The following is a 9,999-nucleotide window of genomic DNA, read 5'->3' as shown; positions in this document are numbered from 1 at the left end:
GCAATATTATCCGCATTAATATCCATCCCACCCACCCTCACTTCACCAGGAACCCTACGACCTTCCCCAACTGTCTCAACGCTACCGAGGGGCACCGACAAAAAAGCCCCACACAACCACCACCACACACAACAGGGGAAAACTCCTTTCCCCCATCCCACCGGTGCCCCAGCTTCTCCGCTGGCGCCCCGGCTTCCCTACTGGCGGCCCTGCTTTCCCGCTGGCGGCCCGGCTACCCCGCTGGTGGCCCTGCTACCCCGCTGGCGGCCCTGCTACCCCGCTGGCGCCCCGGCTTTCCCGCTGGCGGCCCGGATACTCCGCTGGCGCCCCGTCGCGGTGCTGCACATGCGCCCGGTGCGTCCCGACCGAATGGAACGGCCTCAAGCCGAAGCCTGCCAGGAGTCGGGAACGACTTCGGCGTGAAGGAAACGCGCGAGCATCCGGCGGCCACCCGGGCATCGTCGAAAGCAAAAGGAAGGTCACTGTTGTCTGGTAAGTCGTGGAGGTCAGCCACCGGTCGAAAAGGCCGATGGCTGACCTCCAAAGACATGAACCGAGCTCCAGCCAAAGCAAGGGCGCCAAAGCAAGGGCACCAAAGCATGGGCGCCAAAGCAAGGCGCCCATAAAACCGCGTCAGGGCAGAACGTGCCCCGCTGCGGTGAAGAGCCGGTACCACTCTTCGCGGGTGAGGGGGATCTCCGAGCCTGCCGCAGAATCTCTAAGGTGCGCAACTTTCGTGGTGCCGAGCACCACTTGCATGTTGGCGGGGTGCCGCGTGATCCAGGCGACGGCTATGGCAGCAGCCGGAACGTCGTAGCTGTGGGCCAGTTCGTCGATGACATCGTTCAACGGGCCGTAGCTCTCCCGGTCGCCAAGAAAGACGCCGTCAAAGAAGCCTTTCTGGAACGGCGACCAAGCCTGCAGCGTCATGCCATGGAGCCGGGAGTAGTCGAGGATGCCGTTGTCCCGGTCGATGGACTGATCCAAGCCCGCCATATTAGCCGAGATTCCGGCCGCGATGAGGGGTGAATGCGTGATGCTCAGTTGCACCTGATTGACGATCAGCGGCTGCCGCACGGACGTCTTGAGGAGCTCGACCTGCCCTGGGGTGTGGTTTGAGACGCCGAAATTCAATACCTTTCCAGTATCCTGCAGAATATCGAAAGCCTCAGCCACCTCATCAGGCTCCACGAGCGTATCCGGGCGATGCAGCAGCAGTATGTCCAGATAGTCGGTCCGCAGGGCACGCAGCGACTCGTCGACGGAATTTAGGATGTGTTCTTTGGAGAAGTCCCAGAAACCGGAGCGGATTCCGACTTTCGACTGGATCGTGACGGCCGCGCGCTCCTCCGCCGAGAAGGTCACGGCGTCGCCGAAGCGCTTCTCGCATTCATGCGGGCGTCCGCCGTATACATCCGCGTGATCGAAGAAGTTGATGCCAACGTCGCGTGCGGCTCCCACCAAGGAGCGGATGTCCTCATCGCTGAGCGGCGGGATGCGCATCAGGCCCAGGATGATGTTGGAGGATTCCAGGTTTGTGTTAGGCAATGTGATCGTCTTCATTGCCTCATTGTCGGCCGACGACGAGGCAAGACAAACGAGGCCGGCGGAAGGCCAGCGGCTGGCCGCGTCGTGCAAAGTACCTGCCACGGCAGTTTGAGCCGCCAAAATACTCAGCCGCGCGGCAGTTTGAGCCGCGCGAATACCCAGGCGTTGGTGGGCGGATCGACGGCACTGAGACAAAGGCAGCAATCGTCGTCGAAGGATGCATAACAATCCGATCGAGTCGCTCACGGGACAGGGATCCGGACGTATCCTGTAGGGAAATAGGCCAGCCAACAGAAGCCGCGTGAACCATGCAAAAAGTCCTTCAGCATTCCGCGCTCTTTGCTGCCGTTCTGGCGCTGATGACCGCATCGGGCCTGCCGCCCGCAACTGCTGCCGCCGTCGTCGTTGGCGCGCCGCCTGCAACTGCCGCCGTCGTCGTTGGTGGGCCGTCCCGACCTGCCGCAGGAGCGACGACGGCGTCCACGCCTGAGCAGCAACTGGCGTCGATGACCCTCCCGCAGCGGGTGGGACAGCTGTTTATGGTCGCGGCGGCCGCCACAGGGGCCGACAATAACACCATGTCGGACCTGACAAATTACCATGTGGGCAACGTTTACCTGGCTGGCCGCAGCTACGCCGGAGTTGCTGCAACGGCGGCCGTGGTGCGCCGGATGACGGCCACCGTTTCCGCCGCCAGCACCGCGGGGATTCCCCTGTTCGTCAGCACCGATCAGGAGGGTGGCAACGTCCAGGTCCTCAACGGGCCCGGATTCTCTGTCATTCCCACTGCGCTGAACCAGGGCGGCATGACGACGTCCGTGCTGCAGGCCAACGCCCGTTTCTGGGGTGGCCAATTGCGGGCAGCGGGACTGAATGTGGACTTGGCTCCAGTGTTGGACACCGTGCCCAGTGCGCAGTTCGCTCCGTATAACGCGCCGATCGGCTATTTTGGACGGGAATACGGATTCACGCCGCAAACGGTCGCCAGTCATGGCGGAGCTTTCGCCGCCGGGATGCGGCAGGCCGGCGTCGCCCCTGTGGTGAAGCATTTCCCGGGCTTAGGGCGGGTGACGCTGAATACCGATACCAGCAGCAACGTCCATGACACGGCTACTACGCGCACCGATTCCTATCTCCTGCCGTTCCGTTCGGCGATTCAGGCCGGCGTTCGCTGGGTCATGATTTCCAATGCTTATTACGACCGGATAGATCCGACCCGCATTGGTCCCTTCTCGCCGGTCATTATGCGAAACATGCTCCGGGGGGATCTGGGATTCAACGGCATCATCGTTTCTGATGATGTCTGCAGCGCGCGGCAACTCAGTTCTTGGAGTTTGGGTGTGCGGGCCACCAACTTCATCGCAGCTGGTGGAACCATGCTTCTGTGCGCCAACCCCGCCAGCATTCCCGCAATGTACTCAGCGGTTCTCCATCTCGCCCAAACGAGCCCGGTGTTTCTCGCCCAGGTGAATGCCGCGGCGCTGAAGAATCTGCAGGTCAAGGCCGGGGGCGGGGCGCCGAACTCGCCCAAGGATTTTAATGGTGATGGTCATCCAGATGTGTTGGCCCGTGATGGTGCTGGTTTGTTGTGGTTGTATCCGGGCGATGGGCATGGGGGTTGGTTGAGCCGGATTCGGGTGGGTTCTGGCTGGAACGGTTTTACTGGGCTGGTTGGTCCTGGGGATTTTAATGGTGATGGTCGCCCGGATGTGTTGGCCCGTGATGGTGCTGGTTTGTTGTGGTTGTATCCGGGTAATGGGCATGGGGGTTGGTTGAGCCGGATTCGGGTGGGTTCTGGTTGGAATGGATTTACTGGGCTGGTTGGTCCTGGGGATTTTAATGGTGATGGTCATCCGGATGTGTTGGCCCGTGATGGTGCTGGTTTGTTGTGGTTGTATCCGGGGAACGGGCATGGTGGATGGTTGCCGCGCAGCCAGGTGGGCTGGGGCTGGAACGGTTTTAATGCGCTCGTTGGACCGGGGGATTTTAATGGTGATGGTCATCCGGATGTGTTGGCCCGTGATGGTGCTGGTTTGTTGTGGTTGTATCCGGGTAATGGCCATGGAGGTTGGTTGAGCCGGATTCGGGTGGGTTCCGGCTGGAACACTTTCAGCACAGTCTTCTAGGCGTCGTCCTGAGCTCGGTCGGGAGGCTCCGCCCGTCGCCGAGCACCCCGACTCCGCTCAGCGACTGGCTCCGAACGGCATTGCAGGCCGTCTCTATCCCGTGGGGCTTAGGCTGAAGCATATGGAGGACAACGACGTCGGACCGCTCACGAGCAGGTTGCCGGAGCGGGTAAAGCCGCCCAGGAAACTGATGACTCCAGGGCTCTTTCGGTTCCAATTGGTGCTCTGGATTGCTCTGGCTGCCAACTGGACATTTAGCTGGGTCAGAGACCTCGGTGAAAGCGCCGCCGCAGAAATCACCATTTTGCATGGCATCCTCTCGGGGGCGTTCCTTCTCGTGGTTGTTTTACTCCTGGTCCAGTGGTTGCGGGAGCGGCCGGCCAGGAAGGCGGCACAAAAAGGTCTGCGAAGAGACAACTTCTGACACGTCCTGACCTGAGGCGGTCTCACTTGACCTAAGGCCGTTCGGGGTGCGCCGGTTGGTCTTCGCGCATCGTCCTGCAGGTCTTTGGCTCAGCCCGGATGGTCAACCATCCTGAGGCAGAGGCTGTGGCCCGATCGTATGCTGGGGCGGGTGACCGCAACCATGCGGTTCCTGATCAAGCGGCAAAGTGCATTGAGAACTGGGGAGCGGTCGGAAGCCGTCCGAAGGCCATCAAGGCCGCATCACAGCTCGGAGGAACGGGCAGGTGCGGCGACGCCGGGAAGCAGACGTTCGTGCAGGATCTCGGCGAGGTGCTTAGAGGGGCGTTGGCCGATCTGCTCGATCTGGAGCCGGCAGGAAAACCCATCGGCCAGCACCTCGCCGCCAGGGTTTGCCTGCCGCAGGGCCGGCAAAAAGGACTGTTCCGCGCAGGTGACGGAGACATCGTAGTGGCCTTTTTCGAAACCGAAATTCCCTGCCAGTCCACAGCAGCCGTCCGTGACGGAGTTGACGTCCAGCCCGGCCGAGACGAGCAAGCGGGTGTCCGCGTCAGTGCCAAAGGTGCTGCGCTGGTGGCAGTGGAACTGGACCAGGGCCGTGGTGGACATGCTCGTGTCGAATTGCAGTCCGCGTCCATCGAGGGCTTCGGCCAGGGACCGGATCCGGGCGGAGACGCGGCGGGCGGCGTCGGTATCGAGGAGTTCGACGACGTCGGTGCGCAGGGTTGCGCCGCAGCTGGGCTCCAAAACGATGATGGGCGTGCTGCTTCCGTCGTCCATGGCGCGGATGGTGCGGGCCATCACCGTTTTCGCTACATCGAGCTGCCCGGTTGAGACCCAGGTCAACCCGCAGCACAGGCCTTTGGGAGGAGCGGCGGGCTGGTAGCCGGCAGCCCTCAGCAGGTCAGCGGCCTGCCCGGTGATGCCCGGAGAGAACGAGTCGGTGAAGGAGTCCAGCCAGAGAATGGCCGGCGAAAGCGCCGTTCCCTGGCCGGGTGCTTGCGTGCCCGCGCCCGTCCCCGTGCCCGCGCCCGTCCCCGTGCCCGTGCTTTCGGCGCCCTGGCTGGCCGGAGCCGTACAAGCCGTACGTGCCGTCTGGGCCAGTGCTTGGCGCCCGGTGCGTCGGAACATTTTGGGAATGGCGCGCTGCTGGTCGATTCCACCCAAGGTTTTGGCAATGCTGGCGACCGGTTTGATGCCCATCGCCAGATTCACCAGCGGGGCAATGGGGGAGGCGAGCCTGAGCCAGAGCGGTAACCATCCCATCGAATAATGCGAGGCTTGGCGGATTCGTCCCTTGTAATGCTGGTACAGGAATTCGGCCTTGTAGGTGGCCATATCCACTGACACCGGGCATTCGGAGTGACAGGACTTGCAGGACAGGCACAGATCCAGGGCATCCTTGACCTCGGTGGACGCCCAGCCTTGCTCCTGCAGCGATCCGTGCATCATTTCTGAGAGCAGCCGGGTCCGGCCACGGGTGCTGTGACGTTCATCCTCGGTGGCCCGGAACGAGGGGCACATTCCGCCGCCGGAGGGGGTGCGGCAGGAGCCGACGCCCACACAGCGGCGCAGGGCTTTGGAAAAATCGCCGGAATCTTCGGTGTAGGCAAAGCCGAGCCCCTTAGTGGCGGCCTGTTGGCCGAGGTTGCGCAGGTTGGCGTCCAGGGGCACGGGGTCGACGATAATGCCGGGATTGAGCAGTTTCTCCGGATCAAAGGCGCCTTTGAAGGCTGCGAAGGCCTGCAGCATCCGGGGCGTGTATTGGCGGCCCAGCAGTTCGGAGCGGGCCCGGCCGTCACCGTGTTCACCGGAAAGGGAGCCGCCATGGGCGACGACGACGTCCGCGGCTTCCTGCTGGAAGCTGCGGTAATGGCTCACGCCCTCGGGAGTACTGAGATTGTGGTCGATCCGGATGTGCAGGCACCCCTCGCCGAAGTGGCCGTACAGCATGCCGTGGACGTTGAAGCGGGCCAGCAGGGAACGGAAGTCCCGGATGTAGGCGCCAAGGTTTTCCGGTGGTACGGCGGCGTCTTCCCAGCCGGGCCATGCCTCATGGCCGTCGGCGGTGCGCGAGGCCAGCCCAGCACCGCGTTCCCGGATGGACCAGTAGCGGCGCTGTGCACTACCGGTGACGATCTGCACGTCCACGGCATCGGTGTTCAGGATGACGCTGCGCATCCGGTGCGCTTCCGCCAGGGCCGCAGCTTCGTCGGTGCCACCGGCCTCCACCAACAGCCAGGCATTGCCCTGCGGCAGCGCAGGCCGTTGCCCTGGACCCGGCCGGGAGTCGGCTGCCCGAACCAACTCCGATTCCATCCCTTCTACGGTCAGCGGTCCGGCCTGGGCCACCACCGGCGCAGCTACCGCGGCCGCGTATTCGTCGCGGTAGCTGGCGACGACGAGGTTCCGCACGCCGGGGGAGCGGACCAGTTTGACCGTGGCCCCCGTGACGAGCGCGCACGTCCCTTCGGTACCCACCAGCGCCTTGGCGACGTCCAGCCCGTTTTCCGGCAGCAGGTATTGCATGCCATAGCCGGAGATCTGACGCCTGAAGGTGCCCAGTTCGCGGCGGATTTCGCCGAGGTAGGTATCCCGAACGGTGATCAGCTCCTTGACCAGCGCCGCGGCGGATGGTGCAGTGCTGCGGCCATTGCGTCCATGTGCCCCCACGGTGGTTGTGCTGGCGTCGGCCAGGACCAGATCCAGGGCGTTGACGTTGTCCGCAGTGGTTCCCCACGCCACCGAATGCGACCCGCAGGCGTTGGTGCCGATCATGCCGCCTAGTGTGCAGCGGTCGTGAGTGGATGGATCGACTCCGAAGGTGAGGCCGTGCCGTTCGGCCTGCGAGCGCAGGGTGTCGAGGATGACGCCCGGCTCGACGACGGCGGTGCCAGCCTCGGGGTCGATGGCGAGGACTTTGTTCATGTGTCGGCTGAAATCGATGACGACGCCGGGTCCTATCGCATTTCCGGCAATATTTGTTCCGGTCCCCCTGGCGGTCACAGGAACGCCGTCTTCGGCGCAAATCTCTACAATCCGCGCTGCGTCGGCGCTGTGCAGCGGGAACGCGACTGCCTGCGGCAGGACGCGGTGATTGGAGGCGTCAGATGCGAAGGCGGCACGGGTGCCGGCATCACTGCGGAAGTCTCCCTCGATTCCGGTACGGATCTTTTCGGCCCAGGACGCCGATATCGCCGTGGTTGTAGAGGAAGTCATGAGAGTACGAGCTTTCTGGGGATGTCGTCGGCAGCGGCGGCCAGCCGGCCGGGGTCAAGACCTTCACGGGCAAGGACGGAGACCAGTTCCTGCAGGGCCGCCGGCGGCTGCGGGCTTTCCGGTTGCCCGGCGTCGGAGGCGAGGATTAATTTGTCCCCGGCCGCGCGCGCCACTTCGGCCAACCGGGCCGCCGTCATGCCGGGCTGATGCCAGAGCTGGTAGGCGGTAATTTCGACGAAGGCGCCGCGGTCGGCGAGTTCGGCGATGTCGGCAACTGGTATCCCCGGAACGGTGTAGGAGGGGTGGGTAAGCAGGAACCGGGTGATGCCGCGCTGCTGGGCTTGCTCGAACAGCCATCGGCATTCCGGACCGCTAAGGTGGCCCGTACACAGCACAGCATCATGTTCTGCGATGAGATCCAGGACCAGGGAAAGATCAGAGCTCGCCCGCTTGTCGGGAATCAGTACCGGAGGTACGGCCAAGGTGGCCCGGTCCAAGCGGGGATCCAGATCATTGAGCCGGGGAAGCTGTGCCGTTTCCTGGGTGTGGGCGTCAGCGGTGGGAAACCAAATCACCCGCCCGCCGCTGGCCAGCGTCGAGAGTACAGCGGCCGGGTTCACCCCTCCGGCCCCGCGGTTGAGCGCCAGCCCTCCCACCACATCGAGGCCGGAGGAGCGGGCCAGCAAGGAGGCACGGCCGACGGTGGACTCGTGATGGGCCTTGAGCACAAACCCGCTGAAACCGGCGGCGGCGTAGCTGGCGCAGATTTCAGCGTCAAAGCCGATCCGCCCCAGCACGTCCGGTGCGGCATGGACATGGACATCAAACATGTGGTGCCTCCATTTCCACCCTCAGTGGCAGCCCAACGCGGCTGAGGGCGTCGAGTACGACGTCGGTGCGGACTTCGGCCAGGAGGGGGGTCCGGGCACGCAGAGCGCGTAATGCGGTCAGGTCGAGAGTGGCCTCGATGGTTGTTTCACTGTTCCCGGCTTCGGCAAGTGTGGCACCGTCGGGACCCAGGATGCGCGATCCGCCCCAGAAGGTTGCCCCGGCGTCGGTGCCACAGCGGTTGATGAAGACCACGTAACACTGCAGCAGCAGCGCGGCATGGTCCAGAATTGCCTTCCACGTCCGCTGGACGTGATCAACGGCGTCGCCCTCAATGCTCGCGACGGGAATGATGAGGACTTCCGCCCCCGCCTGGGCGGCCAGCCACGGGATCACCGGGTGCCACATGTCATTGCAGATCACTGTGGCGCACTGGACGCCGCGGATTTCCGCGGCGCCCAGGACGTTTCCAGCCTCGAATCCCAGGTGCTCGTTCCACGGTGGGTACGAAACGGGATGGATCTTGTGCTGGACAAACCGGTTGCCCGCGTCCGCCAGCAGGTAGGCGTTACGGGGACGATCCGTGGCGGTGGCTTCGGCGAAACCGATCCCCATAGCCGTGGGTCCGGTCAGCAGCGGTTCCAAGCGTGCGTCGTCCCCGGTGAGCGGCGCAAGGTAGGCAGCCGGGCCAAAGCCATAACCGTTCACCGCGAGTTCCGGAGTCAGTGCCAGGTCAACTTGTCCCAGCCGGCTGCGAAGCGCCATAATGCCATCAATGTTGGCGTCCACCTGGCCGCCCACCGGTGCGTTCTGGAGCAAACCCACGGTGAGCGTCCCGGGGCGCCCGCTTACTTCAGCTTGTTGGCGCTCAGCCACGTGCTGGCCACTTCCTCGGGAGTTTTGCCGTCAACGTCGATTTGGGCGTTGAGCTTCTGCAGTTCGGTGGTGGAAAGCAGCTTGCTGATCGGGTCCATAATCGTCTTGATTTTTGGATTCTTATCCAACACTGCGGCCCGGACATTCAGGGACAGGTTATACGGCGGGAAGAAATGCTTGTCATCGGTCAAAACAGTCAGACCCAGCGCGGCAATGCGGCCGTCGGTGGCGAACGCCTCACCAAAATTGCAGGGGTTGCCCTTGGCGACGGCGTTGTAGATGGGTCCCTCAGCGAGCTCGGCCACCTTGTCTTTGGGTAGATCGAAACCGTAGGCCTTCTTCAATCCCGGCCAGCCATCATCGCGGCCAAACAGCTCGGAGGCACCGCAGAATGAAGCGCTGGCGGGATCGGTTTTCGTCAGCTTGGCGTAGTCGGAAATGGTGGATACACCCAGCTTTTTTGCCGTCTCGGACTTCACGGCAATCGCGTAGGTATTGTCCGCGGAGGCCGGCGGCAGCCAAACGATATTGTTTTTGGACTTATCCAAGGCACTGAGTTTTGAATACATCACCGCCGGATCATTGATGGTTTCTGTCTGCTGAAGGTGAGTGAGCCAACCAGTTCCGGTGTATTCCCAGTACGTGTCAATGGCCCCACTGACCAGCGCGGAACGGACAGCGCTGGAGCCGCTCATCCCGCAGGTTCGCTTCACGCTTGCCCCCTGGGACTCCAGCCTCTGGGCAGTGATTTCGCACAGCAGGAGCTGTTCGGTGAATTCCTTCGAGCCGACGTTAACCGAGACGCCTTTCAGGGCGCCATCCGCGGCCGGGGCGGCGGCCTGGCCGGGACCGCTGCTGTTCAGGGCGCAGCCACTGGTGAGCACAACACTGAGCATACCGATGGCGGCAATCAAACGTTTACGCATCTGTGTCTCCTTTCATAGGGAAGTACATTTTTCTTAGGGGGTGAACGTACCTC

7 protein-coding genes are annotated in these 9,999 nt (G+C 63.2%); 2 read left to right on the top strand and 5 right to left on the bottom strand.

Features of this window, described 5'->3' with window-relative positions:
- Positions 1 to 633: 633 nt before the first annotated feature.
- A complete protein-coding gene (locus IV498_RS03490) occupies positions 634 to 1,563 on the bottom strand; it encodes an aldo/keto reductase (protein WP_269045152.1) in 930 nt (309 codons plus the stop codon).
- Positions 1,564 to 1,856: 293 nt separating this feature from the next.
- Between IV498_RS03490 and IV498_RS03485 the strand changes: the two genes are divergently transcribed.
- The gene (locus IV498_RS03485) at positions 1,857 to 3,674 is read left to right on the top strand and encodes a glycoside hydrolase family 3 N-terminal domain-containing protein (protein ID WP_269045151.1); all 1,818 of its coding nucleotides are present in this window, start codon (positions 1,857 to 1,859) and stop codon (positions 3,672 to 3,674) included.
- 121 nt (positions 3,675 to 3,795) lie between these two features.
- The gene (locus IV498_RS03480) at positions 3,796 to 4,098 is read left to right on the top strand and encodes a hypothetical protein (RefSeq protein WP_269045150.1); all 303 of its coding nucleotides are present in this window, start codon (positions 3,796 to 3,798) and stop codon (positions 4,096 to 4,098) included.
- A 242-nt stretch (positions 4,099 to 4,340) separates the two neighbouring features.
- On the opposite strand, the gene IV498_RS03475 is transcribed toward IV498_RS03480, so the two are convergent.
- Genes IV498_RS03475 through IV498_RS03460 form a run of 4 tightly spaced genes read right to left on the bottom strand, consistent with a single transcriptional unit; the run spans position 4,341 to position 9,946 of the window.
- Positions 4,341 to 7,316 (bottom strand): FAD-binding and (Fe-S)-binding domain-containing protein, encoded by a 2,976-nt coding sequence (locus IV498_RS03475; protein WP_269045149.1) that lies wholly within the window; start codon positions 7,314 to 7,316, stop codon positions 4,341 to 4,343.
- Positions 7,313 to 8,146: a DUF6282 family protein gene (locus IV498_RS03470; protein ID WP_269045148.1), complete on the bottom strand. Its 834-nt coding sequence runs from the start codon at positions 8,144 to 8,146 to the stop codon at positions 7,313 to 7,315. The genes IV498_RS03475 and IV498_RS03470 overlap by 4 nt, the downstream gene beginning before the upstream one ends.
- Complete coding sequence (locus IV498_RS03465) at positions 8,139 to 9,020, bottom strand: carbon-nitrogen hydrolase family protein (RefSeq protein WP_269045147.1); 882 nt, start codon at positions 9,018 to 9,020, stop codon at positions 8,139 to 8,141. Before IV498_RS03465 ends, IV498_RS03470 begins: the two co-directional genes overlap by 8 nt.
- A complete protein-coding gene (locus IV498_RS03460; RefSeq protein ID WP_269045146.1) occupies positions 8,993 to 9,946 on the bottom strand; it encodes a glycine betaine ABC transporter substrate-binding protein in 954 nt (317 codons plus the stop codon). Before IV498_RS03460 ends, IV498_RS03465 begins: the two co-directional genes overlap by 28 nt.
- Between the last annotated feature and the right edge of the window lie 53 nt (positions 9,947 to 9,999).

Source organism: Paenarthrobacter sp. Z7-10, from assembly GCF_026932795.1.
In the GTDB taxonomy this organism is placed as follows: Bacteria; Actinomycetota; Actinomycetes; order Actinomycetales; family Micrococcaceae; genus Arthrobacter_M.
Note: the sequence above shows the minus strand (reverse complement) of the source record. Positions and strands in the feature narration are given on the sequence as shown.